Annotated in this window: 28 protein-coding genes and 1 pseudogene; 18 read left to right on the top strand and 11 right to left on the bottom strand. The window is 64.3% G+C overall.

All coding sequences use genetic code 11. The features are described 5' to 3' along the window. Positions 1 to 46: 46 nt before the first annotated feature. Positions 47 to 1,219: an MFS transporter gene (locus tag ACVWW6_RS17725; protein ID WP_161533619.1), complete on the bottom strand. Its 1,173-nt coding sequence runs from the start codon at positions 1,217 to 1,219 to the stop codon at positions 47 to 49. A gap of 59 nt (positions 1,220 to 1,278) precedes the next feature. On the opposite strand from ACVWW6_RS17725, the gene ACVWW6_RS17720 reads away from it, so the two are divergent. After that, on the top strand, positions 1,279 to 2,079 hold the full coding sequence (locus ACVWW6_RS17720) for an AraC family transcriptional regulator (RefSeq protein WP_161533618.1): 801 nt from the start codon (positions 1,279 to 1,281) through the stop codon (positions 2,077 to 2,079). A 299-nt stretch (positions 2,080 to 2,378) separates the two neighbouring features. Further along, entirely contained in the window at positions 2,379 to 3,728 is a 1,350-nt protein-coding gene (locus ACVWW6_RS17715; RefSeq protein WP_456681139.1) for a malonyl-CoA decarboxylase, read from the top strand. 86 nt (positions 3,729 to 3,814) lie between these two features. On the opposite strand, the gene tarD is transcribed toward ACVWW6_RS17715, so the two are convergent. From tarD to ACVWW6_RS17690, 5 genes are all read right to left on the bottom strand, one after another. Next, positions 3,815 to 4,984, bottom strand: a complete 1,170-nt coding sequence (gene tarD / locus ACVWW6_RS17710; RefSeq protein ID WP_028174563.1) for a D(-)-tartrate dehydratase — start codon at positions 4,982 to 4,984, stop codon at positions 3,815 to 3,817. Positions 4,985 to 5,087: 103 nt separating this feature from the next. Further along, entirely contained in the window at positions 5,088 to 5,345 is a 258-nt protein-coding gene (locus ACVWW6_RS17705) for a DUF3297 family protein (RefSeq protein ID WP_011089470.1), read from the bottom strand. Next, a complete protein-coding gene (locus ACVWW6_RS17700; protein ID WP_011089471.1) occupies positions 5,342 to 5,818 on the bottom strand; it encodes a glutathione peroxidase in 477 nt (158 codons plus the stop codon). Before ACVWW6_RS17700 ends, ACVWW6_RS17705 begins: the two co-directional genes overlap by 4 nt. Before the next feature lie 2 nt (positions 5,819 to 5,820). Then, complete coding sequence (locus ACVWW6_RS17695) at positions 5,821 to 7,221, bottom strand: amidase family protein (protein ID WP_404521256.1); 1,401 nt, start codon at positions 7,219 to 7,221, stop codon at positions 5,821 to 5,823. Between the two features lie 233 nt (positions 7,222 to 7,454). Further along, positions 7,455 to 7,712 carry a DUF6894 family protein gene (locus ACVWW6_RS17690; protein ID WP_028174561.1) on the bottom strand — a complete coding sequence of 86 codons (258 nt, stop codon included), beginning with the start codon at positions 7,710 to 7,712 and terminating at the stop codon, positions 7,455 to 7,457. Between the two features lie 266 nt (positions 7,713 to 7,978). Here ACVWW6_RS17690 and pqqA point away from each other — a divergent pair, with 266 nt between their 5' ends. The 10 genes from pqqA (at position 7,979) to ACVWW6_RS17640 (ending at position 18,019) form a co-directional block, all read left to right on the top strand. Continuing rightward, positions 7,979 to 8,059: a pyrroloquinoline quinone precursor peptide PqqA gene (gene pqqA / locus ACVWW6_RS17685; RefSeq protein ID WP_007595659.1), complete on the top strand. Its 81-nt coding sequence runs from the start codon at positions 7,979 to 7,981 to the stop codon at positions 8,057 to 8,059. A 148-nt stretch (positions 8,060 to 8,207) separates the two neighbouring features. After that, complete coding sequence (gene pqqB, locus ACVWW6_RS17680) at positions 8,208 to 9,137, top strand: pyrroloquinoline quinone biosynthesis protein PqqB (protein WP_456681138.1); 930 nt, start codon at positions 8,208 to 8,210, stop codon at positions 9,135 to 9,137. After that, complete coding sequence (gene pqqC / locus ACVWW6_RS17675) at positions 9,134 to 9,913, top strand: pyrroloquinoline-quinone synthase PqqC (RefSeq protein ID WP_011089476.1); 780 nt, start codon at positions 9,134 to 9,136, stop codon at positions 9,911 to 9,913. The genes pqqB and pqqC overlap by 4 nt, the downstream gene beginning before the upstream one ends. Positions 9,914 to 9,938: 25 nt before the next feature. Beyond that, a complete protein-coding gene (gene pqqD / locus ACVWW6_RS17670; RefSeq protein ID WP_060908679.1) occupies positions 9,939 to 10,250 on the top strand; it encodes a pyrroloquinoline quinone biosynthesis peptide chaperone PqqD in 312 nt (103 codons plus the stop codon). Continuing rightward, complete coding sequence (gene pqqE / locus ACVWW6_RS17665; RefSeq protein WP_456681137.1) at positions 10,247 to 11,446, top strand: pyrroloquinoline quinone biosynthesis protein PqqE; 1,200 nt, start codon at positions 10,247 to 10,249, stop codon at positions 11,444 to 11,446. The genes pqqD and pqqE overlap by 4 nt, the downstream gene beginning before the upstream one ends. Then, positions 11,436 to 12,422, top strand: a complete 987-nt coding sequence (gene pip / locus ACVWW6_RS17660) for a prolyl aminopeptidase (protein ID WP_456681136.1) — start codon at positions 11,436 to 11,438, stop codon at positions 12,420 to 12,422. Before pqqE ends, pip begins: the two co-directional genes overlap by 11 nt. 13 nt (positions 12,423 to 12,435) lie before the next feature. Beyond that, positions 12,436 to 13,113, top strand: a complete 678-nt coding sequence (locus ACVWW6_RS17655; protein ID WP_028174557.1) for a DUF4286 family protein — start codon at positions 12,436 to 12,438, stop codon at positions 13,111 to 13,113. 237 nt (positions 13,114 to 13,350) lie between these two features. Further along, the gene (locus tag ACVWW6_RS17650) at positions 13,351 to 15,150 is read left to right on the top strand and encodes an FAD-dependent oxidoreductase (protein WP_011089481.1); all 1,800 of its coding nucleotides are present in this window, start codon (positions 13,351 to 13,353) and stop codon (positions 15,148 to 15,150) included. After that, positions 15,120 to 16,967, top strand: coding sequence for a 2-oxoacid:acceptor oxidoreductase subunit alpha (locus ACVWW6_RS17645; protein WP_456681135.1), 1,848 nt, complete (start codon positions 15,120 to 15,122; stop codon positions 16,965 to 16,967). Before ACVWW6_RS17650 ends, ACVWW6_RS17645 begins: the two co-directional genes overlap by 31 nt. Then, positions 16,964 to 18,019 carry a 2-oxoacid:ferredoxin oxidoreductase subunit beta gene (locus ACVWW6_RS17640; protein WP_011089483.1) on the top strand — a complete coding sequence of 352 codons (1,056 nt, stop codon included), beginning with the start codon at positions 16,964 to 16,966 and terminating at the stop codon, positions 18,017 to 18,019. Before ACVWW6_RS17645 ends, ACVWW6_RS17640 begins: the two co-directional genes overlap by 4 nt. On the opposite strand, the gene ACVWW6_RS17635 is transcribed toward ACVWW6_RS17640, so the two are convergent. The 3 genes from ACVWW6_RS17635 to ACVWW6_RS17625 form a co-directional block, all read right to left on the bottom strand. Next, positions 18,020 to 18,466, bottom strand: coding sequence for a DUF4399 domain-containing protein (locus tag ACVWW6_RS17635; protein WP_028174554.1), 447 nt, complete (start codon positions 18,464 to 18,466; stop codon positions 18,020 to 18,022). A 17-nt stretch (positions 18,467 to 18,483) separates the two neighbouring features. Next, positions 18,484 to 20,016: an SUMF1/EgtB/PvdO family nonheme iron enzyme gene (locus ACVWW6_RS17630; protein ID WP_011089485.1), complete on the bottom strand. Its 1,533-nt coding sequence runs from the start codon at positions 20,014 to 20,016 to the stop codon at positions 18,484 to 18,486. 393 nt (positions 20,017 to 20,409) lie between these two features. Then, entirely contained in the window at positions 20,410 to 20,979 is a 570-nt protein-coding gene (locus tag ACVWW6_RS17625; protein WP_028174552.1) for an STM3941 family protein, read from the bottom strand. 207 nt (positions 20,980 to 21,186) lie between these two features. On the opposite strand from ACVWW6_RS17625, the gene ACVWW6_RS17620 reads away from it, so the two are divergent. The 6 genes from ACVWW6_RS17620 to ACVWW6_RS17595 all read left to right on the top strand — a co-directional run bounded on the left by ACVWW6_RS17620 (position 21,187) and on the right by ACVWW6_RS17595 (position 24,010). After that, positions 21,187 to 21,810 carry a hypothetical protein gene (locus tag ACVWW6_RS17620; RefSeq protein ID WP_028174551.1) on the top strand — a complete coding sequence of 208 codons (624 nt, stop codon included), beginning with the start codon at positions 21,187 to 21,189 and terminating at the stop codon, positions 21,808 to 21,810. A gap of 41 nt (positions 21,811 to 21,851) precedes the next feature. Beyond that, positions 21,852 to 22,301, top strand: a complete 450-nt coding sequence (locus ACVWW6_RS17615; protein ID WP_028174550.1) for a DsrE family protein — start codon at positions 21,852 to 21,854, stop codon at positions 22,299 to 22,301. A gap of 260 nt (positions 22,302 to 22,561) precedes the next feature. Next, positions 22,562 to 22,885, top strand: a complete 324-nt coding sequence (locus tag ACVWW6_RS17610; protein ID WP_011089489.1) for an ArsR/SmtB family transcription factor — start codon at positions 22,562 to 22,564, stop codon at positions 22,883 to 22,885. Further along, positions 22,882 to 23,313, top strand: coding sequence for an SRPBCC family protein (locus ACVWW6_RS17605; RefSeq protein WP_011089490.1), 432 nt, complete (start codon positions 22,882 to 22,884; stop codon positions 23,311 to 23,313). Before ACVWW6_RS17610 ends, ACVWW6_RS17605 begins: the two co-directional genes overlap by 4 nt. 44 nt (positions 23,314 to 23,357) lie before the next feature. After that, on the top strand, positions 23,358 to 23,570 hold the full coding sequence (locus ACVWW6_RS17600; RefSeq protein ID WP_082755416.1) for a hypothetical protein: 213 nt from the start codon (positions 23,358 to 23,360) through the stop codon (positions 23,568 to 23,570). Further along, the gene (locus ACVWW6_RS17595) at positions 23,567 to 24,010 is read left to right on the top strand and encodes a DUF1801 domain-containing protein (protein WP_011089492.1); all 444 of its coding nucleotides are present in this window, start codon (positions 23,567 to 23,569) and stop codon (positions 24,008 to 24,010) included. The genes ACVWW6_RS17600 and ACVWW6_RS17595 overlap by 4 nt, the downstream gene beginning before the upstream one ends. A gap of 137 nt (positions 24,011 to 24,147) precedes the next feature. On the opposite strand, the gene ACVWW6_RS17590 is transcribed toward ACVWW6_RS17595, so the two are convergent. Both ACVWW6_RS17590 and ACVWW6_RS17585 read right to left on the bottom strand, forming a co-directional pair. Next, a complete protein-coding gene (locus ACVWW6_RS17590) occupies positions 24,148 to 25,686 on the bottom strand; it encodes a SpoVR family protein (protein WP_011089493.1) in 1,539 nt (512 codons plus the stop codon). Further along, positions 25,683 to 26,967: pseudogene (locus ACVWW6_RS17585) on the bottom strand (YeaH/YhbH family protein). Before ACVWW6_RS17585 ends, ACVWW6_RS17590 begins: the two are co-directional and overlap by 4 nt. Positions 26,968 to 26,975: the final 8 nt, after the last annotated feature.

The following is a 26,975-nucleotide window of genomic DNA, read 5'->3' as shown; positions in this document are numbered from 1 at the left end:
CGCCCCGGAATGACGGGGTGGCGCGAGCCGCCCGCCTCACTGCCCTTCACGCCGCTTGCGGCGTCCGGATCTCGCGCGGCAGGATCAACGCGGCGGCGATCGCGAGCAGGCAGAGCGCGGCGAAGGCGTGCAGCATGGTGACGAACCCGCCCTGCTCGTAGAGCCAGGCGACCAGGCCGACGGAGGCGCCGGCGGCGGTGAAGCCGACGAAATAGCGCACGGCATAGGCGCGCGAGCGCCACTCCTCCGTGGTGTATTTGCCGACCATGGCATCGTTGACCGTGACCTGCCCGAACGCGCCCATGACGATGCCGATCGAGACCAGGATCAGCGGCAGATTGGACAGGCTCGCAGCCAGATACAGGAACGGCGCCAGCATGAAGGACAGCGGCAGCGCCACCGTCTTCAGCGAATAGCGGTCGAGCAGCCGGCCGATCGTGTACTGCGTCATGGCGCCGAACACGTAGACACAGGCCGCGATGACGCCGAGCAGCGCCGGGCTCCTGGTGAGATCGGCGAGCCGCTCCGCGAACAGTTTTGGCAGCGCGACGGTGACGGCGTTGAAGGTGGTGGAGATCGCGATCACCACGATCAGCAGCGCCAGGATCACGCGCCACATGTCCTGCTTGGCGACGCGCGCCTGCGCCGCCGCCTGCTTCGAACCCTTGCGGTCCTCGTGCACGACGATCATCGCAAAGGCGATGCCGATCAGGATGGTGACGACGCCGGGGACGATGAAGGCAAAACGCCAGCCGAGATACTGGCCGATCACGCCGGTCACCAGCGCGGACGAGGCCACGCCGAGATTGCCCCAGACGCCGTTGATGCCCATCTCGCGGCCGAGCCTGTCGGCATAGGACACGATCATGGCGGTGCCGACGGGATGGTAGATCGAGGCGAAGATGCCGATCGCCAGCAGCGCCGCGCCGAGCTGAACCGGGGTCTGAACGAAGCCGACCGAGATCATGGAGAGGCCAATGCCGACGAAGAAGATCAGCATCATGTGGCGGCGGCTCCAGCGGTCCCCGAGCCAGCCTGTCAGCAGCGAGCCCGCGCCGAACGCGATGAAGCCCGGCGTCGCGTAAGGCAAAAGTTCCGAATAGGCCATGCCGAGCGCCGGCCCCATGATGATCACGGCGGCGGCGAAGATCAGCATCGAATAATGGTCGATGAAATGGCCTGCGTTGACGAAACTGATGACCCGGCTGGGGCTGTTCATACGAATCCTCTCCTGCTCCGAAATGAGTTATATTTCGGGCAAATGACGGGATGCAGCCAATGACTGTCTTGGAAACGCCAATCCTCCGGGAGGTCCGGAGCAACCATCGCTCGCCTGCGGGCGTGCATCTGGTCGCGCGTGACTACCCCAGGGGCCTGCGGCTCGATCCGCACATGCACCGCGAGGCGCAGCTCGTCTATGCCGCCAAGGGCACGATGCAGGTGACGACACCGAAGGGCCGCTGGCTGGTGCCGCCGGACCGCGCCGTCTGGGTCCCGGCCGGGCTCGAGCATGCCATCGACCTGCTCGCCGACATCGAGTTGCGCACGCTGTATTTCGACCTGCCCTGGCTGAAGCGCGAGCAACGCTATGAAGGCCTGACCAAGGAATTCGTGGTGCGGGTCTCGCCGTTGCTCAACCAGGCGATCCTCGCGCTGTTCGACGCGCGCAACACGGAAGAGCGCACCGAGCTGCTGGTCCGCCTCGTCATGCTGGAATTGCACCAGGCCGAGGATTCCGCGACCTTCGTGCCGCTGCCGCGCGAGCCGCGCTGCCGGCGCGCCGCGATGATCGTGCTCGACGACCCAACCGGCCTGCACGACATCGATACGCTGGCGCGCGAGGTCGGAACCTCCGCGCGCACGCTGTCGCGGCTGTTCTCCACGGAGACGCAACTGAGCTTCAAGAGCTGGTGCCAGCGCGCCCGGATCGCCGCGGCAATCCAGCGGCTGTCCACAGATGCGAACGTTTCGGTGAAGCAGCTCGCGACCCAGCTCGGCTATGCCAGCGTGCCGGCGTTCTCGGCCGCGTTCCGCCAGGTGACAGGGCGGACGCCGACGGAGTTTGCGGGGAAGGGGTAGCGGCAACCTCGGTGTCGTTGCTCGCCGCTCCACTCCCGGTGTCATTGCCCGCGAAGGCGGGCAATCCAGTACTCCGAGACGGCGCGGCTAGAACCGAGACGCCGCGGCGTACTGGATGCCCCGCCTGCGCGGGGCATGACAGCGGTTGTGAAGCGCGACGGTCTTCGCGGGGCATGACAACGTTCCTGAGTCGCCTGCCCTGACTAAAGTTGCCAAATTCCCCTGCTTGATTGTGATCGGCTTCTGCCTAAATCCCGTGTAAGCTTCCGCACCGCACAAACCGGTTTCGAAAGGCCCAGATGGCTAACGCCTTCTTCTCCGATCTCCTCGCCACCATCTCCGAGCGCGGCCGTACGCTGCTTCGTCGCGATTCCGCGGATACCAAACAGGACGCCGACGGCCTGATCGCGCTCTGCGGTGCGCTGCTGTCGGGCCGGGGCGAAGCCTCCGGCACAGCCATGGCGCGCGAGGTGCTCGATCTCTACCAGGACCTGGATGCGGCAGGACGCCGCGCCTTCTTCGAGGCGCTGGTGCGCGATTTCGGCCCCGACCGGGAACGCCTGTCCAAGGCGATAGAGAAATGGCGCGCCAAGCCCAGCGACGAGGACGCGAGCTCGCTGCATTTCGCCTCCGAGCCGCGCCGGCAGGAGCTGATCCGCCGCCTCAACCGCGCGCCCGGCGGCACCGGCGACCTCGTCAACATGCGTGCCGACCTGCTCGGCATGATGAACGGACACACCGATCTCGCCGCGCTCGATCGCGACGTCTCGCATCTGCTTTCTTCGTGGTTCAACAGGGGGTTTCTCGTGCTGCGCAGGATTGACTGGTCAACCCCGGCCAACATCCTCGAAAAGATCATTCGCTATGAAGCCGTCCACGAGATCAGCGACTGGGACGATTTGCGCCGTCGCATCGATCCGGTCGACCGCCGCTGCTACGCCTTCTTCCATCCGGCGATGGTGGACGAGCCCCTGATCTTCGTCGAGGTAGCGCTGACCGAGACGATCCCCGGCGCGATCGCGCCGCTGCTGGCGGTCGACCGCCAGCATCTGCCGATCGAGCGCGCGCGCACCGCCGTGTTCTATTCGATCTCCAACACCCAGCGTGGCCTCGGCGGCATCTCGTTCGGCAGCTTCCTGATCAAGCAGGTGGTGGAAGAGCTGCGCCGCGAATTGCCGAAGCTCGACAGCTTCGTGACGCTGTCGCCGGTGCCGGGCTTCATGCAATGGGTCAAGCAGGACAAGGAGCTGCCGCTGTCGGACGAGGATCGCGAGGTGCTGAAGCGCCTCGACGATCCCAAATGGTTCGAGAACCCCGAGACGACGGCACTGCTGCGCGGCATACTGGAGCCGCTCGCGGCGCACTACTTCCTGAAGGCCCGCACCCCGAAGGGCCGGCTGATCGACTCCGTCGCCCGCTTCCATCTCGGCAACGGCGCGCGGCTCGAGCGCATCAACTGGCTCGGCGACCTCTCGCCCAAGGGCGTGCGCGAGTCGGCCGGCGTGATGGTCAACTACCTCTACCGCCTCGACGACATCGAGAAGAACCACGAAGCCTACGCCAATGACGGCGAGATCGTTGCCTCAAGCGCGGTGAAGAAGCTGCTGAAGGGCGAAGGACGGCGGCTGCTGGATATGCGGCTGTCGTAGGGTTCTGTCGTCCTGGCGAAAGCCAGGACGACGTTGGGGAGAGTTCTCGCGACTATCGCAACGATACATGCGCGGCGTGGAGTGAATTACTCCGCCAGCGCCTTCATCTCCTTGTAGAGATCCGACTTGCCTTCGAAGCCGATGCCCGGAAGGTCCGGCATGGTGATGTGGCCGTTCTCGACGCGCACGCCGTCGGGGAAGCCGCCGTAGGGCTGGAACAGGTCCGGGTAGCTTTCGTTGCCGCCGAGGCCAAGGCCGGCGGCGATGTTGAGCGACATCTGGTGGCCGCCATGCGGGATGCAGCGGCTTGGCGACCAGCCATGGGTCTTCAGCACTTCGAGCGTGCGCTGGTATTCGCAGAGGCCATAGGACAGCGCGCAGTCGAATTGCAGCCAATCGCGGTCCGGACGCATGCCGCCATAGCGGATCAGGTTGCGGGCGTCCTGGTGGCTGAACAGGTTTTCGCCTGTCGCCATCGGACCGGGATAGAATTCGGCGAGCGCGGCCTGCAGCGCGTAGTCGAGGGGATCGCCGACCTCCTCGTACCAGAACAGCGGATAGTCCCGCAGCATCTTGGCATAGGCGATGCCGGTCTCGAGGTTGAAGCGGCCGTTGGCGTCGACGGCGAGCTGCGCGTCCTTGCCGATCTCCTCCAGCACCGCCTCGATGCGCATGCGATCCTCCTCGATGGGCGCGCCGCCGATCTTCATCTTCACGACGTTGTAGCCGCGGTCGAGATAGCCACGCATCTCGCCGCGCAGCATCGAGAGCCCCTTGCCGGGATAGTAGTAGCCGCCGGCGGCATAGACGAACACGCGCGGGTTGGCTTTGACGCCGTGACGTTCGGCGAGCAGGCGAAACAGCGGCTTGCCCGCGATCTTCGCCACCGCGTCCCACACCGCCATGTCGATGGTGCCGACCGCGACCGAGCGCTCGCCATGGCCGCCCGGCTTCTCGTTGATCATCATCGCGGCCCAGACCTTGTCGGGATCGAGATTGTCGCCGGCCTCGTTCAGAAGCTTCTTCGGATCGGCCTCCAGGATGCGCGAGGCGAAGCGCTCGCGGATCAGGCCGCCCTGCCCGTAGCGGCCGTTGGAATTGAAGCCGTAGCCGACGACCCGCTTGCCGTCGCGCACAACGTCAGTGACGACGGCGACGAGGCTCGTCGTCATCTTGGTGAAATCGATATAGGCGTTGCGGATCGGCGATGAGATCGGCTTGGTGATCTCGCGGACGTCGACGATGCGGACGGACATGGGGTTGGCTTTCTCTTATCGTCATTCCGGGGCGATGCGCAGCATCGAACCCGGAATCTCGAGATTCCGGGTTCTCGCTTCGCGAGCCCCGGAATGACGCATGTTACTTCTTATCCCTGAAATACGGCTCGACCGGCCCGTGCACCTTGATGGTCAGCGGGTTGCCGTGGCGGTCCTTGGCGTTGCCGGCGGTGACGCGGACCCAGCCTTCGCTGATGCAGTACTCCTCGACATTGGTCTTCTCGATGCCCTTGAAGCGGATGCCGACGTCGCGCGCCAGGATGTCCGCGTTGTAATAGGGGCTGTTCGGATCGACCGACAGGCGGTCCGGAAATTCGTCGCTCATGATTGTCTCGCTCATAACAGGGTCTCGATTTGCTGCCGCAATCCTTCGGGCCGCGCGGTCGGCGCGTAGCGCGCGATCACCCGGCCGGCACGGTCCACCAGGAATTTGGTGAAATTCCATTTGATGGAGGCGCCGAGGAGCCCGGATTGCTGGCGTTTCAGATACTCATACAAGGGATGCGCGTTGGCGCCGTTGACGTCGATCTTCTCGAACAGGGGAAAGGTGACGTCGTAATTGGTCGAGCAGAATTCCTGGATCTCGCTCGCCTGCCCCGGCTCCTGCGCGCCGAACTGGTTGCAGGGAAAGCCGAGCACCGCGAAGCCGCGCGGCGAGAGATCGCGGTAGAGATCCTCAAGGCCGCGATATTGCGGCGTGAAGCCGCATTTGCTCGCGGTGTTGACGATCAGGAGCACCTGCCCTTCGAACCGGCGCATGGGCACTTCCTCGCCGAGCAGCGAGTTGGCCTTGAAGTCGTAAATCGCCGACATCGCTAACCCACGGGATCGATCGGCGACGGCGGCACGCCGCCCGCCTCGATCGCTTCGCCGGCAAGCAGGCACAGATCCTCGCGGTAGCGGCCGGACACGATATGCACGCCGACCGGCGCCTTGCCGACGAGGCCGGTGGAAACCACGAGGCCCGGCAGGCCCATGAAGGGAATCGCGATCTGGGGCAGCTGCGCCTCCCAGACCCGCTTGAAGGATTCGTCGTCCTTGCGGTCGAGATGATCCGGGAACGGCAATTCGCCGGACACCGGCGTCAGCAGCACCGCATATTTTTCGAAGAACAGCATCCAGTCGCGGGTCAGCGTGGCGCGGCGGGTCAATGCCTTCGCGTAATTCGCCTGGTCCATCGGCGTCACCCTGCTGCGGTTGCCGCGCAGGCACGCCAGCGCACCGGGATCGCCTTCGCGCTCTGCCATCTCGAGCTGCGCCTCATAGCCGTCGCCGAGCCAAAGCTTGATCTGCCACTCGACCGCCTCGCGCATCGGCGGCGTGTTCTCGATCACGTCAACGGTCCACCCGGCACGCTCGAGGCGCTTGCCGGCATCGGTCACCGCCGCCTTCACCTCCGGCGTGGTCGCAAGGCCGTCCGGGTTGAGGCAGAGCGCGGCGCGCTTCGGCCGCGCGGGGCCTTCCAGCGGCGCCGGCACATACCAGGGGTCGCGGATGTCGCGGGCGGACATGGCCGCGAGCGAGATCCTGATGTCGTTGACGGTGCGCGCCAGGGGTCCCGACACCGCCATGATCTGCGGGCCGATCGGGCGTTCCGGCAGCGCCGGATTGAAGGCGGGGATGCGGCCCAGGGTCGGCCGCAGGCCATGCACGCCGCAGGCATAGGCGGGATAGCGGATCGAGCCGGCGATGTCGGTGCCATGGGCGATGTGGCCGATGCCGGCCGCGACCGCCGAGCCGGCGCCGCCGGAGGAGCCGCCCGGCGTCAGCGAGGCATCGCGGGGGTTCTTGGTGTCGCCATGGACCAGGTTGGTGGTGAACCAGCGATAGGAGAAGGCCGGGCAATTGGTCCGGCCGAGCAGGATGGCGCCCGCCTTCCGAAAGTTGGCGACCACCGGATTGTCTTCCCGCGCGATCAGGTCGCGCTGGAGTTTTAAGCCGTTGGTGGTGGCAAAGCCCTCCTGGTCGACATTGGCCTTGATGGTGACGGGGACGCCGGCCAGCACGCCGGGGTCCTCGCCCCGGCCAATTGCGGCATCGACGGCGTCGGCCTGCTTGAGCACGTCCTCCGGCCGGTGGTCGATCACGGCGTTGAGCTGGGGATTGACGGCGTCCAGACGGGCGAGGCCCGCCTTGGCCGCCTCCCTGGCGGACACCTTTTTGGCCTTGACGAGGGTGGCGAGGTCGGCAGCCGACAGGCGCCAGAGATCTTGCATGGCTTGCTCCGTGTAACCGGCGTCTTTTAGCGCCGGGAACGCGGTAAAGCCATGCGGATTTCGCAGGGGCGAAGGGCTCGGATTGCGGCATCTTTCGGCATTGTGAGCGCAGCGAAGCAATCCAGACTGTCTCCGCGGAACCGGTCTGGATTGCTTCGTCGCATCAGCGCAAAATTGCTTCACAATTTTGTCGCGCGCTCCTCGCAATGACGTGGAGAGAGCGGCGGACCTCTCTAATGCCTCGTCGCGGACTGATCCGGCATGTCCAGCAGCGCTTCGGTGAAGGGAAACTCCAGCACGACTTCGCCGTCGACATCGGTGACCTCGATCACCGCCTCCAGCAGCGCCGGCTGGGTCCCTTCCGATCTCAGGACCTCCAGGATCATCTGGCGGGCGACCTCCCAGGCGCGATCGGGATTGCGCAGATCCTCGCCCTCGGGATCCACGATCAATTCATCGCCGATGCGGGTGTTGAAGAAATATTTGGGCATCACCGAGGTCCAGATTGGGTCGCCTGTAGCCGATTGGAAGCCGTTCCATACTCACAACTGGTTTTATCCCGACAGGGATCACGACCTATCGGTAATTTTTCTTATGTCATTCGCTCAACTTTACGGCCGCAATACGCTCTCTTTGCAGTGCAACAATTCCGCCAGCCTACTACTTAGGTCGGGAAAATTTCACTGGCGAACTTTTCCACCCGCAGTAATTTAACCCGTGGGCGGATGCGTCCGAATTCACGAAAATGGAGAGCCAAATGGCCTGGAAAGCCCCGAAGATCGTCGAAGTGCCCTGCGGCATGGAAATCAACATGTATGTGAGCGCCACCCGCAAGTAAGCGGTTGGTGAGTTTGCGTTCTGCGCAGGTGGTTCTTTCGGTCGGGCACTCTCGGCTACGATGTCTTCCGGTCACGATGCATTTCCGGAAGATAGATTTCGTGTCGGCCTGAGATCCACCTCGCGACGTTGCCTCCAGGAGACGGATCATGCTTCGCGTCGTCGTCCTGGGCGCCGGGGCCGGCGGCGGAGTGCCGCAATGGAATTGTGGCTGCGAAGGTTGCCGCACGGCCCGTGCCATCGGCGATGAGCTCTTGCGAACCCAGGCCTCGGTCGCCTTCAGCGGCGACGGCGAGCATTGGTTCCTGATCAACGCCTCCCCCGATCTGCGCCAGCAATTGAATGCCACGCCGCAACTGCACCCCAAGCCGGGCGCGCTGCGTCATACGCCGGTCGCGGGCGTGATCCTGACCAATGGCGAGGTCGATGCCGTGGCAGGCCTGCTGTCGATGCGCGAGGGCTCGCCCTTCACGGTCTATGCGCATGAGAAGGTGCTGGCGATCCTCAGCGCCAACAGCATCTTCAACGTGCTGAACGAGAAGAACGTGCGGCGCCAGCCGATCGCCATCCGCGAGCCGTTCGAGCCGCGGCTGGTTGACGGTGTGCGGTCTGGAATCGAGGTGTTGCCGTTCGCGGTCCCCGGCAAATCGGCCTGGTACCTGGAAGGCAAGGCGCATCCGGGCGGCGAGACCGGCGACGGCGATACGCTGGGCCTCAAGGTCACCGACAAGACGACCGGCAAGTGCTTCTACTTCATCGCCGCCTGCGCCGAAGTGACCGACGCGCTCAAGGCCGAGATCGACGGCGCCGCGCTGGTGTTCTTCGACGGCACGGTCTGGCAGGACGACGAGATGATCAAAGCCGGGCTCGGCCACAAGACCGGCAAGAGCATGGGGCATGTCGCCATGTCCGGCGAGGACGGCGCGATCGCGCGGCTCGCCGATCTCGATATCGACAGGAAGCTGTTTCTGCATATCAATAACTCGAACCCGGCGCTGCTGCCCGCTTCACCCGAGCGGAAAGCGGCCGAGCAGGCGGGCTGGCAGATACCCGCGGATGGAACGGAGATCGTGCTGTGAATGCCGCATCACTGACTGGAATAACCGCGCTCTCGATCGGCAAGGACATCAAGCTCAACTCGGCCGAGGAGCTGGAAGCGGCGCTGCGCCATATCGGCGCGACGCGCTATCACAGCCTGCATCCGTTCCATAAGCTGCTGCACGGCGGCAAGCTGAACAAGGGCCAGGTGCAGGCCTGGGCGCTGAACCGCTACTATTACCAGAGCACGATCCCGATCAAGGACGCGGTGGTGATCTCGCGCTTCCGCGACCGCGCCACGCGCCTGGAATGGCGCCACCGCATCGAGGACCATGACGGCGATGTCGGCTCCGAAGGCGGCATCGAGCGCTGGCTGAAGCTGACCGAAGGTCTCGGCCTCGACACGGCTTACGTGGAATCGACCGAAGGCATTCTCCCCGCTACGCGCTTCGCGGTGGAGGCCTATGTCCACTACTGCCGCGAGAAGAGCCCGCTGGAGGCGATCGCCTCCTCGCTCACGGAACTGTTCGCGCCAAGCATCCACGAGGAGCGCATCGCCGGCATGTTGCAGCATTATGATTTCGTCAATCCTGATATCATGAGCTACTTCAAGCGCCGCCTCACGCAGGCGCCGCGCGATGCCAATTTCGCGCTCGAATATGTCAGGACGCATGCGAGGACGCCGGAGGAGCGTGCCTCCGTGTGCAATGCGCTGATCTTCAAGACCAACGTGCTGTGGGTGCAGCTGGATGCGCTCCAGCACGCCTATGTCGAGGGCCACATTCCGCCGGGCGCGTTCGTGCCCAAAGAAAACTAAAAAGGCGAGCTGAAGAGGAACTGTCATGGCCGGGCCGCGTCATATCAGCGTCAGCGAGGCGAGCCGCCCCGTGCTGCCGCGGCATGCCAAGCTGAAATACGACGAGACGCGCAAAGTGTGGGTGATCCTGGCGCCGGAGCGCGTGCTGGCACCGGACGAGATCGCGGTCGAGGTCCTGCAGCTCTGCAATGGCGAGCGCAGCGTCGGCGACGTTTCCGACCAGCTGGCGGCGAAATACGCCGCGCCGCGCGAGGCGATCCTCACCGATGTCGTCGCCATGCTCCAGGATCTCGCCGACAAGGGCTTCCTCACCGAGGCCCGGGAGAAGACGTCATGAGCGATGTGCTCGGTAATCCCAAAATCCCGCCCGGGACAAGTGACAGCCTCGCGGTGCTGGAGAAGCAGCGCTCGACGGCGGAGACCTTCGGCATTCCGCTCGCCGTGCTGCTCGAGATCACGCATCGCTGTCCGCTGCAATGTCCCTATTGCTCCAACCCGGTCGAGCTCGACCGCTCGGGCAAGGAACTGACGACCGAGGAATGGAAGAAGGTGTTGAGCGAGCTCGCCGAGATCGGCGTGCTCCAGGTGCATTTCTCAGGCGGCGAGCCGACGGCGCGGAAGGATCTCGTCGAGCTGGTGAAGCATGCCAGCGACGTCGGCCTCTACACCAACCTCATCACCTCGGCCGTGCTGCTGACGCGCGAGCGGCTGAGCGAGCTGGCGGAGGCCGGGCTGTGCCACGTGCAGATCAGCTTCCAGGGCGTCGAGGAGGGCCTTGCCGATCGCGTCGCCGGCTACCGGAACGCGCACCGCAAGAAGCTCGAAGTCGCGAAGTGGACGCGCGAGCTCGACCTGCCGCTCACCGTGAATGCGGTGATGCACCGGCAGAACCTGCACCAGCTCCCCGACATCATCCAGATGTCGATCGATCTCGACGCCGACCGGCTCGAGGTCGCCAACGTGCAATATTACGGCTGGGCGCTGAAGAACCGCGCCGCCTTGATGCCGACGGTGGCGCAGCTCGACGAATGCACCCGCCTCGTCGAGGAAGCGCGGGAACGGCTGAAGGGCCGGCTTTCGATCGACTACGTCGTGCCGGACTATTACGCGCTGCGGCCGAAGAAGTGCATGGGCGGCTGGGGCCGGCAGTTCTTCAACATCTCGCCGGCCGGCAAGGTGCTGCCCTGCCATGCCGCCGAGAGCATCACCGGGCTCGACTTCGAATCCGTGCGCTCCAACCACTCGATCGCCTGGATCTGGCAGAACTCCGAGGCCTTCAACCGCTATCGCGGCACCGGCTGGATGAAGGAGCCGTGCAAATCCTGCGAATTCCGCGAGATCGATTTCGGCGGCTGCCGCTGCCAGGCCTTCGCGCTGACGGGCGATGCCGCCAACACCGATCCGGCCTGTGCGCTGTCGCCGCTGCACGAGACCATCTTCAAGCAGGCCGAGCGCGAGGCCGAGGGCGAGACCAACCGCTTCCTCTACCGCAACTTCGCCGGCGGCACCCTGGAACCCGAGAATGACGCCTGACGCCGACGCGGCCAGCTCACTCAGGCGTGCCGATCCCTTTGCGCCGCTGACCTCCGACATGCTCGACGTCGGCGACGGCTTTGAGCTCTATGTCGAGAGCGTCGGCCGCGCCGGCGGAATCCCTGCGATCTACCTGCATGGCGGGCCCGGCAGCGGCTGCCAGCCCGATCATCGCCGGCTGTTTGATCCTGAGCGCCTCCATGCCGTGCTGTTCGACCAGCGCGGCTGCGGCCGCAGCCGGCCGAAGGGCTCGCGCGAGCACAACACCACGGCGCATCTGATCGCGGACATGGAGAAGATCCGCGAGAAATTCGGCTTCGAACGCTGGATCGTGGTTGGCGGCTCCTGGGGCGCGACGCTGGCGCTGGCGTATGCGCAGGCGCATCCCGAGCGCGTCTCCGGCATCGCGCTGCGCGCGACCTTCCTGGGCACGCGGGCGGAAGTCGTCACCGGCTTCACCGTGCGCCTGCCGCATTTCTATCCCGGGCTGCACGAGGATTTTCTCAGCGTGCTGCCGCCCGAGGAGCGGGACCGGCCGGTGGACGCCTATTGGCGCCGCATCCTCGATGCCGATCCGGCCGTGCATGGACCGGCGGCGCGGGCCTGGCACGATACCGAGCGCATCTTGTCCGAGCACAAGCCCGCACGGACGCGGCTCGACCTCGCCTCGCTGAACGTCTGGCGCGCGTTGCCCGCGACGCCGTTCATGGAAGCGCACTACTTCGTCAACGACAGCTTCATGACCGAGAACCAGCTGCTGCAGAATGCAGGGAGGCTCGCCGGCATTCCCGGCATCATCATCCAGGGCCGCTACGACCTGCTGTGCCCGCCCGAGACAGCGCATGCGCTCGCGAAAGTCTGGCCGGGTTCCGAGCTTCGCATCGTGGAAGAAGCCGGGCATTCGCTCTATGATACCGGCGTGAGGGACGCGGTCATGAAGTCGATCGCGGACCTTGCCTCGAAGTCCGCGCGATGAGAGGACAAGAAAAATGCCGCTCGCCGGGAAAGGCATGCTGCTGACGTCGATGAATATCGACGCGGCCGATGAGGCCGATTTCAACCGCTGGTACGATCGCGAGCATCTGGAAGAGCGTGTCGCGATCGAGGGATTCCTGGAAGCGCGGCGCTATGTCGCGCACGCCGCCAATCCCAAATATCTCTGCCTCTATTCGACCGCGACGCTCGACGTGCTCGACAGCCCCGCCTACCGGGCGCGGCTCGCGAGCCCGACCGACTGGTCGCGGCAGACCATGGCGCGTTTCAAGGACATGCTGCGCGTCGTCGCGCGCGTCACCATCAGCAACGGCAGCGGACGCGGAGCTGCGCTCGGCGTGGTGCGGCTGCGGCCGACGCCCGGCAACGCCGCGCCATGGCGTGATGCGCTGCAAGAAAGGCTGGCGCCGGAAAAGCGCGACGGCATCATCTCGATGCATCTGCTCGAGAGCGAGCCGGAATTGTCGGGCGCAGCGCCCGGGATTCCGGCAGTGCGCAACGAAGGTGCACGCGACTGGTTCGTGCTGATCGACGGCACGCATGTCGGCGCGGTCTCGGCTGTCATTGCCGAACGCTTCACCGGCCCCGCCGCATCGCCCTTCCCGCTTCCCGTCTCCGTCGGCACCTACGCGCTGATGTGGGACCTCGCGAAGAGCGACATCGCGCACCGCTGACGCGACTCCATGCACCGCAACATATTGCACCGCCGCATTGCTGCGCGCAGCCGTTAATGCTGTGCACGCGCAGCTCCCATGAAAGCGGGTGATCCCCCAAATTTGCCGTTGTACTTCGGAAGAGTTCTAATAAGCTAACCCAATGACGTCATTCAGAAACCAGATCGACGCGCGTTAAGCGTTCGCCAAGCTCAGAAGAGGCCGCCGGGTCTTTGGGCCTGCGCGGACAGGGTAGGAATGAAACCGACCGATATCGCGGCCCCCGACTACTTTCACAAAGTGGTCGACTGTCAGTGGGCCTGTCCTGCACACACCCCGGTTCCCGAATACATCCGACTGATCGCCCAAGGTCGTTACAGCGACGCCTACATGATCAATTGGAAATCGAACGTGTTTCCCGGCATTCTGGGACGCACCTGCGATCGTCCCTGCGAGCCGGCGTGCCGCCGCGGACGCGTCGAGGAAACACCGGTCGCAATCTGCCGCCTCAAGCGCGTCGCAGCCGACTTCAAGGACGACATCACGCAGCGCCTGCCGCGCCCTTCGCCGAAGAACGGCAAGCGCGTCGCGCTGGTCGGCGGCGGTCCGGCCTCGCTGACGGTGGCGCGCGATCTGGCGCCGCTCGGCTATCACTGCACCGTGTTCGATGCCGATCCGGAAGCCGGCGGCATGATGCGCTCGCAGATCCCGAAGTTCCGGCTGCCCAATTCCGTGATCGACGAGGAGACCGGCTACATCCTCAATCTCGGCGTCGAGTTCAAAGGCGGTCACCGCATCGAGAGCATGAAGGCGCTGCTCACGGAGAAGTACGACGCGATCTTCGTCGGCTCCGGCGCGCCGCGCGGCCGCGAGCTCGACATTCCCGGCCGCAAGGAGGCCGCCGCCAATATCCATATCGGCATCGACTGGCTGTCCTCCGTTTCGTTCGGTCACACCGACAAGATCGGCAAGCGCGTGATCGTGCTCGGCGGCGGCAACACCGCGATGGATTGCTGCCGCACCGCGCGCCGCCTCGGCGGCGAGAAAGTCACGGTGATCGTGCGCTCCGGCTTTGAGGAGATGAAGGCCTCGCCGTGGGAGAAGGAAGACGCGATCCACGAGGATATTCCGATCCTCAACTACATGGTGCCGGTGGCATTCAAGCATGTCGCCGGCAAGCTCATCGGCGTCACCTTCCAGCATGTCAAAGCCGAATACGACGCCAAAGGCCGCCGCAACCTGGTGCCTTCGGGCGACCCCGAGCAGACCATTCCCTGCGACGACGTGCTGGTCGCGGTCGGCCAGGAGAACGCCTTCCCCTGGATCGAGCGCGACTGCGGCATCGCGTTCGACAAGTGGAATATGCCGCAGGTCGACCCCAAGACCTTCGTCTCGACCAACCCCAAGGTGTTCTTCGGCGGCGATGCCGCTTTCGGCCCGAAGAACATCATCTGGGCGGTGGCGCAGGGCCATGACGCCGCGCTGTCGATCCACAGACTGCTGTCGGGCGAGGACATCACCGAGCGGCCGCTGCCGGAGGTGCACGTCTCCTCGCAGAAGATGGGCATCCACGAATGGAGCTATGACAACGACATCTCCGTCGACAAGCGCTTCAAGGTGCCGCATCGCGACAAGGTGATCGCGCTGAAGGACATCCGCACCGAGGTCGAGCTCGGCTACGACGTCAAGCTCGCGCTCGGCGAAGCCCATCGCTGCCTGAACTGCGACGTGCAGACGGTGTTCTCGACCTCGCTCTGCATCGAGTGCGACGCCTGCGTCGACATCTGCCCGATGGACTGCATCACCTTCACGGAGAATGGCGAGGAACCCGATCTGCGCCAGCGACTGAAGGCGCCGTCGCTGCACCCCGACCAGGATCTTTACGTGTCCTCCGATCTCAAGACCGGACGCGTGATGGTGAAGGACGAGGATGTCTGCCTGCATTGCGGGCTGTGTGCCGAGCGTTGTCCCACCGGAGCCTGGGACATGCAGAAATATTTGATCGAAATGACTCACGCAGGTTCAGCATGTCCGACAAAAAGCCGATCAGCAGCGTAAACGACTTCGTCGTCCGCTTCGCCAACGTCAACGGATCGGGCTCGGCCAGCGCCAACGAGATGTTCGCGCGCGCGATCCTGCGCCATGGCGTGCCGGTCTCCCCGCGCAACATCTTCCCCTCCAACATCCAGGGCCTGCCGACCTGGTACGAGGTGCGGGTGACGGAGGACGGCCATCTCGGCGCCCGCGGCGGCGTCGACATGATGGTGGCGATGAACCCGCAGACCTGGGACAAGGACGTCGCCGGTATCGAGCCCGGCGGCTATCTGTTCTACGATTCCACCAAGCCGATGCCGTCGACGAAATTCCGCGACGACATCACCGTGATCGGCGTGCCGCTCACCGCGATCACCAACTCGACCTACACCGATCCGCGCCAGCGCCAGCTGTTCAAGAACATCATCTATCTCGGCGCGCTCTCGGCGCTGCTCGACATGGACGCGAAGCTGATCGAGCAGCTGATCGGCGAGCAGTACAAGGGCAAGGAGAAGCTGCTCTCCTCCAACGTCCACGCGCTGCATCTCGGCCGCGACTGGGCCTTGCAGAACCTGAAATGCCCGATCGGGCTGCGGGTGAAGAAGTCCGACAAGGTGGGCGACCGCATCTTCATCGAGGGCAACAGCGCCGCCGCGCTCGGCGCGGTCTATGGCGGCGCCACGGTGTGCGCGTGGTATCCGATCACGCCGTCCTCGTCGGTGGCGGAAGCCTTCACCGCCCATTGCAAGAAGTACCGGCACGCCCCTGAGACCGGCAAGGCGAAATACGCCATCGTGCAGGGCGAGGACGAGCTTGCCTCGATCGGCATCGTGATCGGCGCCTCCTGGAACGGCGCCCGCGCCTTCACCGCGACCTCCGGCCCCGGCATCTCGCTGATGACCGAGTTCATCGGCCTTTCATATTTTGCCGAGATCCCGGCCGTGATCATGAACATCCAGCGCGCCGGGCCTTCGACGGGCATGCCGACCCGCACCCAGCAATGCGACATCATCGCCTGCGCCTATGCTTCGCACGGCGACACCAAGCATGTGCTGCTGTTCCCGGAAGATCCGGCGGAGGCGTTCGAGTTCGCAGCCGCCGCCTTCGATCTCGCCGAGCGGCTGCAGACCACGATCTTCCTGATGCTCGACCTCGACATCGGCATGAACCACCGCCTCTGCCGCCCGCTGAAGTGGGACGATGCGCGGCAGTATGACCGCGGCAAGATCATGACCGCGGAGATGCTGGAGGAAGGCCGCGACTTCGGCCGCTATCTCGACGTCGACGGCGACGGCATCCCCTACCGCACCTATCCCGGCACGCATCCGACCAAGGGCTCCTATTTTACCCGCGGTACGTCCCGGGATCGCTATGCGCGCTACTCCGAGGAGGGCCCGGTCTACGCCGACAACATGCAGCGCCTGGTGCGCAAGTTCGAGACCGCGCAGGACCTCGTGCCGCGGCCGCTGCAGGCCAATGCGGAACGGCCGACCAAATATGGCGTGATCTATTTCGGGTCCACCTCCCCCGCGATGGACGAGGCGATCGGATTGCTCGAGGCACGCGGGCATCAGCTTGATCGCCTGCGCATCCGTGCCTTCCCGTTCCACTCGAGCGTGGCGAGCTTCCTCGCTGAGCACGATTTCGTCTACGTGGTCGAGCAGAACCGCGACAGCCAGCTCCGCCAGCTCATCGTCAACGAGAACGGCATCGATCCCGTCCGCCTCGTGCCGATCGTGCATTACGACGGCTCACCAATCACCGCCCGTTTCATCGCAAAAGCCATTGGCGATCACCAGGATCAACTCAAGGTGACCCCGCTCCGCAAGGCCGTATCATGACCTATATTGCCAAGCCGAAATTCCATCATCCGGGCCTCAAGAAGAACGAGCTCGGCTACACCCATCGCGACTACGAGGGCAAGATCTCGACGCTGTGCGCCGGCTGCGGCCACGATTCGATCACGGCCTCGATCATCGAGGCCTGCTATGAGCTGTCGATCGAGCCGCACCGGGTGGCGAAGATCTCCGGCATCGGCTGCTCGTCGAAGACGCCGGACTATTTCCTCGGCAATTCGCACGGCTTCAACTCCGTGCACGGCCGCATGCCCAGCGTGCTGACCGGGGCCAACCTCGCCAATCGCGACCTGATCTATCTCGGCGTGTCCGGCGACGGCGATTCCGCCTCGATCGGCTTCGGCCAGTTCGCGCATTCGATCCGGCGCGCCGTCAACATGACCTATATCGTCGAGAACAACGGCGTCTACGGCCTCACCAAGGGCCAGTTCTCGGCGACCGCCGACCGCGGCTCGAAGTCCAAGAAGGGCGTGACCAACACCGACAACGCCATCGACCTCGTGGCGATCGCGCTGCAACTGGGCGCAACCTTCGTGGCGCGCTCGTTCTCCGGCGACAAGACCCAGCTCGTGCCGCTGATCGCGGCCGCGATCCGCCACAAGGGCGCGTCCTTCATCGACGTCATCAGCCCCTGCATCGCCTTCAACAACCATGCCGGCTCGACCAAGAGCTTTGACTATGTCCGCGAGCACAACGACGCGGTGAACCGGCTCGACGTGCTGGTCGGCCGCGATCCGATCGCCGTGGACTACGCGCCGGGCACGGTGCAATTGGTCGAGCAGCATGACGGCAGCAAGATCGCGCTGCGCAAGATCGACGCGGACTACGATCCGCATGACCGGCTCGGCGCCCAGACCTTCCTCGCGAAGCACGCCGCCAAGGGCCAGATCGTCACCGGCCTGCTCTATGTCGATCCCGACGCGGAAGACCTGCACGCGCATCTCAACACGGTCGAGACGCCGCTCAATACGCTGGAAGCGGACACGCTGTGCCCGGGCTCGGCGGCGCTGGACAAGTTCAACGCCAGCCTGCGGTGATCATCTGCCGCGCTGAGGCAGCGGCCTGACGCGCACGGTGATCTTGTCCGACACGACAGGCGGCTCGAACGGATAGTGCTTCGCGTCGCCCAGCACCAGTTGAAGGGTATGGGTCCCGGGCGGAAGCTCGAGAAATGTTTCGGTCTGCCCTGCCCCGAAATGCAGATGCGACTTGTCCTGCGGGATCGGCTCCTTCGGATCGATGGGGTCGCTGACGTCGACCAGCAAATGATGATGGCCGGCGTTCTGGTAGTCGTCGCCGGCATGCGTCACGCCCATGTTGCGCAAGCCGAACCGGACCAGGAAACCGGCGCGCACCCTTTGCCCGTCATACGGGGTGATGAAATAAACCTTTGCGTCCTTTGGAGCAGCCTTACCCTGCGAGAAGGCCACGCCCGGGAGCAATGTGAGCACCGCCGACAGCGCAACGCAGCGAAGGATTTGCATCGGATCTACTCCTGCACTCAAGGACCGAGCGCGACGCGGAATCCATGCGTCGGGTAACGAACATTGGTATCGTAACCGTCGCGGTTGGACGGCCGCACGTATCTCGAATCGTTCTTCCAGGAGCCCGAGCGCAGGACGTGCGAACTGCAGTCCCCACCGCTCCATGCCGAACCGTCATTGGGCGCGCCTTGATAAGTCCTGTGCCAGCAATCGGCGACCCACTGATCGACGCCGCCGCCCATATCGTAGAGTCCAAATGGATTGGGTTTGAAGCTGCCGACCTTCGACGGCTGCTCGGCGGCTGCGTCACCGCAATCCTTGCACCCGGCCATGCCCGGCTGGAGCTTGTCGCCCCACCAATATTTGCTCTGCGTTCCGCCGCGCGCCGCATATTCCCATTCCGCTTCGCTCGGAAGCCGGTACGGCTTCTTCGTCGCCTGCGCCAGCCAGGCCGCATATTGCTGGGCATCGGTCCAGCTTACATTCGTGACGGGGGCGTCGTCCTTCCCGATCGCCGTAAAGCCACACGCCTTTGCGGCGGCGCATTCATTCCACTCCCGCACCGTCACAGGGTATTTGCCGATCGAGAATGGCTTGATCGCGACCTGGTGAACAGGGCGTTCGGTCGGATCGTCGTTGCTTCCCATCGTGAAGCTACCGCCGCGAATGGCGGTCATGTCCGGCTCGCTGGCGGGCGTCGGCGATTGGCTGGGCGTCGGCGTCGGTGCCGGCGGCGCAGGTGAAGCCAACGAGGGCGACGGTTGCGGCGTCGGCACGGCCGATTCGCGCGCCGGAGGCTGCTGGACAGGAGATGCGACCGGAGAGGCAGTCGGCGTGGCGGCCTGCTCGCTTCCCTTGCCGGGCGGCTGCGCCAGAAGATACCAGAGCACGCCGGCTGCGCTGACCAGCAACGTCAAGCTGAGGAGAAAGATCAAAGTATTCTCGCGCCGGCCTCGCGTCCCGCCGACGGCATCTGCGTCGGGCAGGACGCGATAGATGCGTACGGGGTCGGTGATGTTCTTCACCTTGCGGTCGCCAAGGGCCTCGTAGCCGCACACCACCTTGTGCTTGATCTGCTCGTAGATCGCGCCCGAGATGTAGACCTGACCGGGCTCGGCAATGCCCTCGATACGCGTGGCGATGTTGACGCCATCGCCGTAAACGTCGTCCGGCTCGATGATGACATCGCCGAGATTGACGCCAATTCGGTACTCGATCCGGGAGTGCTTCGGAAGCGAGGCATTGCGGCCGATGAGATTCTGCTGGATGACGATGCTGCAGCGAACGGCCTCAACAGGGCTATCGAAGATAGCGATGAAGCCGTCGCCCGTCGTCTTCACCAGGCTTCCATGGTGCTCGACGATACTGGGCTCGATGAGGTCCCGCTCAATCCGCTTGACGCGGACATGCGTGCCTTCCTCGTCGGCCTGCATCAAGCGGCTGTAGGAAGCGATGTCACCGACAATGATTGCTGCGAGACGACGAGGCATGGCGCCGTGCGAAGGCGGCTCGTTCTGATTCCCGGATCTGAAGTTGCGAATTTCGCCCATTGCGCGGGGACTCCACAAACTTACAAAGGCCGCCCCACCCTACGATTTCGAGAAGCAATCGTCTGTGAAGGCTATCACATTGACAAACTGGGACAATGTCGAAGGACTCGCGACATCGAGTTCCAGGGAGCGACGACCTTGAACCCTTCCGGTCCAACCAGCGACTAAAGCACCGCTCGGAACATCCATCTCATGTCGGTCCAGTGATGACGATGTCTGGGAGGAGCGAACGTGAACGCGCCGCGCTTACCCTGCGACTAACGGCCCGCCTGGGCTTCCGCTATCGCCATCGCAGCGACGATTTCGACTCCAGCGGGTCGTGCGGCAGCCACGCGGTGCTTCTCACTCAGGGCGACGGAGTCCGCCACTGGTTCAGCCAAGACACATCGGGCTTCAATGGACAGGCTCGGGCTCAGCTGCGGCGCGACCCGAATATGCCAACCGGCCGGCCGTCCAGTATTGCTTGCAGGTCTCGAACAGCGTTTCGCCGTCCATGGTCAGGCCGCCCGTGACGAGCACGCCGTCCGCGCCAATGGGCTTGTTCAGCAGCGACAAGACGCGCTTCAGAAAGCCGCCTTCGAACCGCCCGGCAAGAAGAGGATCGACCTGAAGAACGACGATCTTCTGGCTGCGATACCGAAAGATCGATATGTCCCTCACCGATCTCCACGAGATGGTGTCATCGGCGATCCTGGTGTCGCGAATGCCGATACGGGTGATGAAGAGGACCGGCTCCCTGGCGGAGATCAATGTCGAGAGCGTCTTGCAGGTGGTCAGGCCGAAAAACACGATGCCGAAATAGCTGAGCGCGATCTGGATCGTGGCGATGTCCTTGCCATAGTGCCAGCTGAATGCGAGCGCGCCGCACAGCAGCGTCGCCAGCAGGCTGGCTCCCAGCAACTTGAACAGCCGCGCAAGGGAATAGCCGATCGCAAGGTTGGGCAAGTTCTGACTTATGGACATTTTGACCGCCACCAGTCATCTGCAACAACCAGGGGCTTACCAACCCCCCTCCTTCCAAATTGTTACAGCGGGAACCTTGCGCGAGGCTGCCCGCGAGGCGTGCGGCCAGGAACGCTTGAACGCAACGCTTTCCGCCCGCGACTAACGGCCAATCGGCCCTGACCGTCCCGCCGCGGGCCGTCAACGGCTCACGCGTTCGGTGCGACCATGAAGCTTGCCCTCCTCCTGCCGCTTGTCCTTGCCGCATTCACCGGCCTCGCCCACGCCGATGAGGCCGATAAAGTCCGGGAAACCACAAAGGCCGAAGCCGACGCCTTCACGGCCCGAATCTATGCGGGAGCGCCGGGTGACAAGGCCTATGCCTGCTTCGTCCGCCGCTACGATGCCGAGCATCTGGCGCGGCATCCCAAGCAGAAGGTCGCGTCGATGAAGCTGCTGATCTCCGCGGAAACCGACAAGGAGGACAAGCAACTCCACAATTCCTTCCGCCTGGGCTTCCGCTATCGCCATCGCAGCGGCGATTTCGACTCCAGCGGGTCATGCGGCAGCCACGCGGTGCTTCTCACGGAGGGCGACGAAGTCCGCATGGGCTGCGGGGTCGACTGCGAAGGCGGCGGCATCGAAGTGGCGCTGTCCAAGGACAACAGGTCCGCCATCATCCGGCTCGAACAGGTCAGGGTCTGGCAGAACAACAAGCCGGATGACGAGGCCGAGCAATCGCTGGTCGCCGGCGCCGACGACAAGATTTTCCGCCTCGACCGCACCGACAATGGCGAGTGCGCCTCGCTGGTGACCGACCGCAAGGAACTCGCCGCGCTCCGCCACAAGTGATATGTGTCCGGCAAATTCGGGCGTAGCCGAGGGAGATCGCCATGAACCGCCGGAACATCCTGTGGAGCGCCGTTTCAGCGCTAGGTGCGGCGCTCGGCGCCTCCCGCGCACAGGCCGCGACCGAGGCTCCGCCGTCGAACAGGCTCAAGGTCGTCTATCACCTCAGCGACGCCGAGAAGGTCAATTTCGTGCTCGGCAACATCCAGAACCACATCGACGGCGTCGGCGGCCCCGAGCACGTCACGATCGCGCTGGTGATCCACGGGCCGGCGCTGAAGGCGTTTCACTCGGCGCAGGCCAACCCCGATGTCAGCAAGCGCGTCGGCGAGTTCTCCAAGGACGGCGTCGAGCTCGCGGCCTGCGGCAACACGATGAAGGCGCAGAACGTCACGCTGACGGATCTGCTGCCGGGCTTCGTCAGCGCGGAGAAAGGCGGCGTGGTCCGCCTGGCCGAGCTCCAGTCGCAGGGATATCTCTATCTGCGGCCTTAGAGCACTGCTGTTGCCACGAAAAAGGTGCGCTCCCTCCCCCGCTCGCGGGGGAGGGCTCGGGAGAGGGTGTCTCCGCGATCGAGAACCCCCAAGAGGAGAGAACCCCTCACCCGGCGCTTTGCGCCGACCTCTCCCGCAAGCGGGAGAGGTGCAGCGGAGCCTGCGGCCGGTATCGAAATCCAATAGCCCCAAACACGCTTGACTTACCCATAACCCTGCGGTTATGAATTGATCCATAACTGAATGGTTATGGAATTTGCATGTCCACCGCCCCCGACCTCCTGTTCAGGACGCTCGCCGATCCGACCCGGCGGGCGATCTTCGAGCGGTTGTGCCGCGAGGGCGAGCAGACGGTCGGGGCACTGACGGCACGGTCGGGCGTTTCCCAGCCGGCGGTCTCGAAACATCTCGGCGCGCTGAAGCAGGCCGGCCTCGTGCGCGACCGCCATGAAGGACGCCAGACCCATTACAGCGCCCAGCCCGGTGCGCTCAATCCGCTGCTCGACTGGACCAGCCAGATGGCCGGGTTCTGGCAGAACCGGCTCGACGCACTCGACGATCTCCTGAAGAGGATGGACCAATGACCGAAACCTCAAGCGAGACCCGCGCCGTCGTCATCGAGCGCGAATTTGCCTTTCCGGCCGAGCGGATCTGGCGCGCGCTGACACAGCCGCACCTGATCGAGGAATGGCTGATGAAGAACGACTTCAAGCCGTCAGTCGGCCATCGCTTCAATCTTCGCGGCGAATGGGGCGGCGTGCTGGACTGCGAGGTGCTCACCATCGAGCCGCAGAAGACGCTCGCCTACACCTGGAATTTCGCGCATGAGGACGCGGCGTTCGACTTGCGAAGCGTCGTCACCTTCACGCTGACACCGACGAATGCGGGCACGCATCTGCGCGTCGAGCAGGCGGGCTTCAGCCCGACGCAGAAGCAGGCCTATGGCGGCGCGCATGCCGGCTGGAAGCAGTTTCTCACCAAGCTGGACGAGCTGCTGGCGCGACCGGATTGAGCCGGCGGCGTACATCCATTCCGACCATTGCAAAGGAGGTCTCGTTGAACATTCGACAAATCCATCGCTGGCTGTCCATCGCCTTCACGATCGCCGTCATCGCGAACATCGTCGCGATGACCATGCAGATCCAGGCCGTGTGGATCGGTTTCCTGGCGCTCGTCCCGCTGATCCCGCTGCTCGCGACCGGGCTGTATCTGTTTGCGCTGCCCTATCTTGACCGGCGCAGCGGCGTGCAGCGCGAGGCGAGGTCATGAAGAAGGCCGCCGCGATGAAGACAAGCAGCCCGAAGGACGCGGACGGAGCGTCGGCGTCCAAGTTGATCGACGGCAGGATCAAGGAGCTCGGCGACTGGCGCGGCGAGATGCTCGGGCGGATTCGCGCCCTGATCAAGGACGCCGACCCTGACGTGGTCGAGGAATGGAAGTGGCGCGGCGTTCCCGTGTGGGAGCACGACGGCATCATCTGCACCGGCGAAACCTACAAGGCCGTCGTGAAGCTGACCTTTGCAAAGGGTGCGGCGCTCGATGACCCGGCCGGCCTGTTCAATTCCAGCCTCGACGGCAATGTGCGGCGCGCGATCGATATTCGCGAAGGCGAGAAAATCAACGAGAAAGCGCTGAAGGCGCTGATCCGCGCAGCCGTGGCCCTGAACGCGTCCAAGGTGAAGAAGAAGCCAGCGAAGACGAAAGCGTGATGAGCTGAGGTCAAATCGAGTCTGGCCAGGGCAAGGCAACGCTCTCTCCGTTCCCTCCCCCACAAGGGGGGAGGGAACGCACCTTCGTCGGCGCACTAGTAGGGACTCATCGTCAAGCGCCAGAAGTTGCCGGCGCCTCAGGCCACCGCCGCCGGGATCGGGCGCGGGCTCACGACATATTCACGCAGGACCTTGTCGTTGGCATCGACCTCGATCAGCGCGACGTCGTAGGTCCAGAGGTCCGCCAGATGCTGGAGCACCCGCTTGGCGTCGGTCTCGTTGAGCTGTGCGCCCTTGATGACGTGGTGATGCAGGATCAGCCGGCGGTCGCCGGAGAGATCGACGTCGACCACCTCGATATTGGCGTCGATGTAGCCGACATCGTGCTGCCGCGCCAGCTCGCGCCGGACGCGGCGGAAGCCACGCTCGTCGTGAATGGCATCGACGCGGATGCCGGCACGCTCCTCGGGGTCGTCGTGCAGATGGAACATGCGGAGCTGCCGCATCAGCTTCGGGCTCAGGAACTGGCCGATGAAGCTCTCGTCGCGGTAGTTGGCCCAGACGTCGCGCAGCACGCCCATCACGTCGTTCTTGCCGGCGATGTCAGGGAACCACTCGCGGTCCTCGTCCGACGGGCTGGTGACGATGCGCTCGATGTCCTGCATCATGGCGAAGCCGAGCGCGTAGGGATTGAAGCCGGAGAAGCGCGGATCGTCGAATTCGGGCTGGAACACCACGTTGGTGTGCGATCCCAGGAATTCGAGGAAGTTGCCGTCGGTGATGCGGCCCTGCTGGTGCAGCTTGGTCATGATGCGATAGTGGACGTAGGTCGCCGTCCCCTCGTTCATCACCTTGGTCTGGCTCTGCGGATAGAAATATTGCGCGATGTGGCGGACGATGCGCAGCAATTCGCGCTGCCAGGGCGCCAGCCGCGGCGCGCTCTTTTCCAGGAAGTAGAGCAGGTTCTCCTGCGGCAGGCCGAGCAGCTTGCGGCGCCGCTCGACGCTGAGCGCGGAACGGCTCTTGCTCTTGCCCGCCGGCACGGTGCGCCAGAGGTCGTTGAAGACCTCCTCCTCGTGCTGGCGGCGACGCCCTGCCCGCTTCTCCTCGGCGCGCAGGTCGAGCTTCTTCTTGCCCGGGTAGCGGTCGATGCCGTGCGACATCAGCGCGTGCGCTGCATCGAGCGTACGCTCGACCTCGGCGCGGCCGTAGCGCTCCTCGCACTGCATGACGTAGTTCTTGGCGAAATCGAGATAGTCCAGAATGCCGTCGGCGTCGGTCCACTGCTTGAACAGATAGTTGTTCTTGAAGAAGTGATTGTGGCCGAAGGCGGCGTGCGCGATCACCAGCGTCTGCATCGTCGCCGTATTCTCCTCCATCAGATAGGAGATGCAGGGCGAGGAGTTGATCACGATCTCATAGGCGAGGCCCATCAGGCCCTTGCGGTAGGAGGCCTCGTGGTAGGCGAAGTGCTTGCCGAAGGACCAGTGCTTGTAGAACAGGGGCATGCCGACCGACGAGTAGGCATCCAGCATCTGCTCGGCGGTGATGACCTCGATCTGGTTCGGATAGACGTCGAGCCCGAGATCGTTCTTCGCCACCTCCTCACAGGCATCGGTGATGCGCTGCAAGGTGTGGAAGTCCCAATCCGCGCCTTCGAACAATCTTTCCGTCATGGAGCGGCTTTCTCCTGAGAGGTTTCGCGGCGCTGGAACAGGTCGTGGAACACCGGGAAGATCTCGCTGCGCTCGCTGACCTTGCGCATCGAGAGCGGTGCGCCGCTGTTGCGCAGGCGCTCATAGAGGGTCCAGAGCGAGGAGTCGGAGAGATCGAAGGCGCTGCCGCCGGACTCGCCGACCTCGAGATAGGCAAAGAACTGGCAGACCGGCAGGATCTTGTCGGTCAGCAGAAGCCCAGTGAGCTCGCCGTCGGAATAGGAGTTGTCGCCGTCGGAGGCCTGCGCTGCGTAGATATTCCAGTCCGACGGATTGAAGCGCTCGCGCACGATGTCGTGCATCGCCTGGAGCGCGCTGGAGACCAGCGTGCCGCCGGAGGCCGGGCCGTAGAAGAAGGTCTGCTCGTCCACCTCCTCGGCGCGGTCGGTGTGGCGGATGAAGACGATCTCGACGTGCTTGTAGCGGCGCTTCAGGAACACGTAGAGCAGCATGTAGAAGCGTTTGGCGAGATCCTTCATGTGCTCGGACATCGAGCCGGAGACGTCCATCAGGCAGAACATCACGGCCTGCGCGACCGGCTTCGGCACCGTCTCGAAGCGGCGGTAGCGGATGTCGAGCGGATCGATGAACGGAATCCGCTTCGTCTTCGCCATCAGCTTTTCCAGCTCGGCGAGAAGCACCACACGCTCGTCCTCGTCCGTGCATGCGGCGATTGCGGCTTCGAGCTCTTCGATCTCGTCCTTGCGGGGACGCTTGAGCGCGATGCGGCGGGCGAGCGCGAGCTTCACCGTCCGGCTCACCGAGATGTTGGCGGGCGAGCCCGACGTGGTGTAGCCGGCGCGCTGGATGCCCTCGCTCTCGGTCTGCGCGATCTTGCGCTTGGCAAGATCCGGCAGCTCGAGGTCGTCGAGGAAGAGATCGACGAATTCGTCGCGGCTCAGCACGAAGCGGAAGGCGTCCTCGCTGTCGCCTTCGCCGGGACCGGAATCCTTGGCGCTGCCCTGGCCGGAACGCTGCAGATAGTCGCCCTCGACGAACTTCTTGTTTCCGGGCAACACCATGTCGCGCGTTCCGCCTTCGCGGCGGAAAACGCGGCTCATGCATCCCGTCGAGCGGGATCGTGACCTCACCACCCTCCAGGACGTCCTTGATGTCGCGTTCCTGCGAGGTCTTCTTGACGGCGCCCTGCACCAGGGATTTGGCCCGACGCAAGAACCGCTGGCGGTTCTCAAGACTCTTGCCGCCTGGATTCAGGCGCCTGTCAATAATGTGAATGGGCACTTTTCCAT

The organism is Bradyrhizobium sp. USDA 3311 (assembly GCF_054062495.1).
This window is presented reverse-complemented; position numbering and strand designations above follow the sequence as displayed.

What these genes read in the sequence shown, in the direction of transcription:
- ACVWW6_RS17595 (WP_011089492.1), top strand. Translation starts at nt 23,567, where the DNA reads ATGAAGAAGGCCGCCGCGATGAAGACAAGCAGCCCGAAGGACGCGGAC.
- pip (WP_456681136.1), top strand. Translation starts at nt 11,436, where the DNA reads ATGACGCCTGACGCCGACGCGGCCAGCTCACTCAGGCGTGCCGATCCC.
- pqqE (WP_456681137.1), top strand. Translation starts at nt 10,247, where the DNA reads ATGAGCGATGTGCTCGGTAATCCCAAAATCCCGCCCGGGACAAGTGAC.
- pqqB (WP_456681138.1), top strand. Translation starts at nt 8,208, where the DNA reads ATGCTTCGCGTCGTCGTCCTGGGCGCCGGGGCCGGCGGCGGAGTGCCG.
- ACVWW6_RS17725 (WP_161533619.1), bottom strand. Translation starts at nt 1,219, where the DNA reads ATGAACAGCCCCAGCCGGGTCATCAGTTTCGTCAACGCAGGCCATTTC.
- ACVWW6_RS17620 (WP_028174551.1), top strand. Translation starts at nt 21,187, where the DNA reads ATGAAGCTTGCCCTCCTCCTGCCGCTTGTCCTTGCCGCATTCACCGGC.
- ACVWW6_RS17655 (WP_028174557.1), top strand. Translation starts at nt 12,436, where the DNA reads ATGCCGCTCGCCGGGAAAGGCATGCTGCTGACGTCGATGAATATCGAC.
- ACVWW6_RS17630 (WP_011089485.1), bottom strand. Translation starts at nt 20,016, where the DNA reads ATGGGCGAAATTCGCAACTTCAGATCCGGGAATCAGAACGAGCCGCCT.
- ACVWW6_RS17605 (WP_011089490.1), top strand. Translation starts at nt 22,882, where the DNA reads ATGACCGAAACCTCAAGCGAGACCCGCGCCGTCGTCATCGAGCGCGAA.
- ACVWW6_RS17615 (WP_028174550.1), top strand. Translation starts at nt 21,852, where the DNA reads ATGAACCGCCGGAACATCCTGTGGAGCGCCGTTTCAGCGCTAGGTGCG.
- pqqD (WP_060908679.1), top strand. Translation starts at nt 9,939, where the DNA reads ATGGCCGGGCCGCGTCATATCAGCGTCAGCGAGGCGAGCCGCCCCGTG.
- ACVWW6_RS17610 (WP_011089489.1), top strand. Translation starts at nt 22,562, where the DNA reads ATGTCCACCGCCCCCGACCTCCTGTTCAGGACGCTCGCCGATCCGACC.
- ACVWW6_RS17695 (WP_404521256.1), bottom strand. Translation starts at nt 7,221, where the DNA reads ATGCAAGATCTCTGGCGCCTGTCGGCTGCCGACCTCGCCACCCTCGTC.
- ACVWW6_RS17690 (WP_028174561.1), bottom strand. Translation starts at nt 7,712, where the DNA reads ATGCCCAAATATTTCTTCAACACCCGCATCGGCGATGAATTGATCGTG.
- tarD (WP_028174563.1), bottom strand. Translation starts at nt 4,984, where the DNA reads ATGTCCGTCCGCATCGTCGACGTCCGCGAGATCACCAAGCCGATCTCA.
- ACVWW6_RS17640 (WP_011089483.1), top strand. Translation starts at nt 16,964, where the DNA reads ATGACCTATATTGCCAAGCCGAAATTCCATCATCCGGGCCTCAAGAAG.
- ACVWW6_RS17705 (WP_011089470.1), bottom strand. Translation starts at nt 5,345, where the DNA reads ATGAGCGAGACAATCATGAGCGACGAATTTCCGGACCGCCTGTCGGTC.
- ACVWW6_RS17645 (WP_456681135.1), top strand. Translation starts at nt 15,120, where the DNA reads ATGTCCGACAAAAAGCCGATCAGCAGCGTAAACGACTTCGTCGTCCGC.
- ACVWW6_RS17715 (WP_456681139.1), top strand. Translation starts at nt 2,379, where the DNA reads ATGGCTAACGCCTTCTTCTCCGATCTCCTCGCCACCATCTCCGAGCGC.
- ACVWW6_RS17700 (WP_011089471.1), bottom strand. Translation starts at nt 5,818, where the DNA reads ATGTCGGCGATTTACGACTTCAAGGCCAACTCGCTGCTCGGCGAGGAA.
- ACVWW6_RS17625 (WP_028174552.1), bottom strand. Translation starts at nt 20,979, where the DNA reads ATGTCCATAAGTCAGAACTTGCCCAACCTTGCGATCGGCTATTCCCTT.
- pqqA (WP_007595659.1), top strand. Translation starts at nt 7,979, where the DNA reads ATGGCCTGGAAAGCCCCGAAGATCGTCGAAGTGCCCTGCGGCATGGAA.
- ACVWW6_RS17720 (WP_161533618.1), top strand. Translation starts at nt 1,279, where the DNA reads ATGACTGTCTTGGAAACGCCAATCCTCCGGGAGGTCCGGAGCAACCAT.
- ACVWW6_RS17650 (WP_011089481.1), top strand. Translation starts at nt 13,351, where the DNA reads ATGAAACCGACCGATATCGCGGCCCCCGACTACTTTCACAAAGTGGTC.
- ACVWW6_RS17635 (WP_028174554.1), bottom strand. Translation starts at nt 18,466, where the DNA reads ATGCAAATCCTTCGCTGCGTTGCGCTGTCGGCGGTGCTCACATTGCTC.
- ACVWW6_RS17590 (WP_011089493.1), bottom strand. Translation starts at nt 25,686, where the DNA reads ATGACGGAAAGATTGTTCGAAGGCGCGGATTGGGACTTCCACACCTTG.